Annotated in this window: 1 protein-coding gene; it reads right to left on the reverse strand. The window is 63.4% G+C overall.

Annotated elements, in window-relative coordinates:
- Positions 1–346 precede the first annotated feature (346 nt).
- A complete protein-coding gene (locus KZA10_RS16225; RefSeq protein WP_164743624.1) occupies positions 347–850 on the reverse strand; it encodes a MarR family winged helix-turn-helix transcriptional regulator in 504 nt (167 codons plus the stop codon).
- Positions 851–937 lie beyond the last annotated feature (87 nt).

Raw genomic sequence — 937 nt, forward strand, 5'->3', positions numbered from 1 at the left:
TCTCCCCGGCATCCATCCAGGTCTGCAACCAGTCGTTCATGCGCATGTCCCCCGGCGAGCTCGAAGAGCCATGATCCCCTCGGGTGACCCCCATCGACACAGCACCACCGGTCTTGCGAGATCGAGCACCACAACTACCTGCCGTTCGGTTTCGGTGAGTTCGCCCATTCTCCCGATGGCCTGTCGAGTCTGAGCGGGACGGTCAACGGGGATCCCTGTCTCCACACAGGAGTGCCGACTGCGCGATGAAGCGTGTGCAGCGGTGAGGATCATCTTACTGCGGATGATCTTGTCTGGTCCGATATGTCAGCCTGCGCTGAGATCTCGCACGCGGCTGATCGGTCGACTACGGGGTCGGCGAAGAGGAGATGCGCCAGAGGAAGGAGCGGAGGTCCGCGATCTCCGGGGCGCTGAAGCTCGACATGAGAGTCTCCACCGCTTCCTGTCCGAGCTGATTCGCCTCGGCCAAGACCTCGGCTCCGGCCGGCGTGGTGGTGGGGATGCGCACCTTGCGGTTCGAAGGGTGCGCGGTGCGCACGAGGAGGCCGTCGTTCTCGAGGCGATCGATGATGCCGCCGAGGGTGGTCTTGTCCAGACCGACGATCTGAGCGATCTCCGTCTGGGTATGTCCTGCTCCGTCTCCTGCGACGGAGAGGACGAGGGTGTCGCGCACATCTCGAAGCCCGACCGAGCGACAGGCTTCATCGAACGTCGCCGTCAGGGCGCGTTCGGACTGACGCAACATCCAGACGAGCGCCGCGCCCTCCGGACCCTCGATGGTCGCGCACGGCGCGATCGAGGGTGTGGAGAGATCGATGTCGGGGAGCACGTCCTCATTGTACTCAGGCATATCAGACCTCCCAGGATCATCTGTTGTAAGATGATCTTGCTCCGTGCAAAGCATCATCCTGCGTCGGGCCGCAGGGTTCCTCCCGTG

Origin of the sequence: Microbacterium sp. BF1, assembly GCF_019279095.1 — a bacterium.
Lineage (GTDB): Bacteria > Actinomycetota > Actinomycetes > Actinomycetales > Microbacteriaceae > Microbacterium > Microbacterium maritypicum.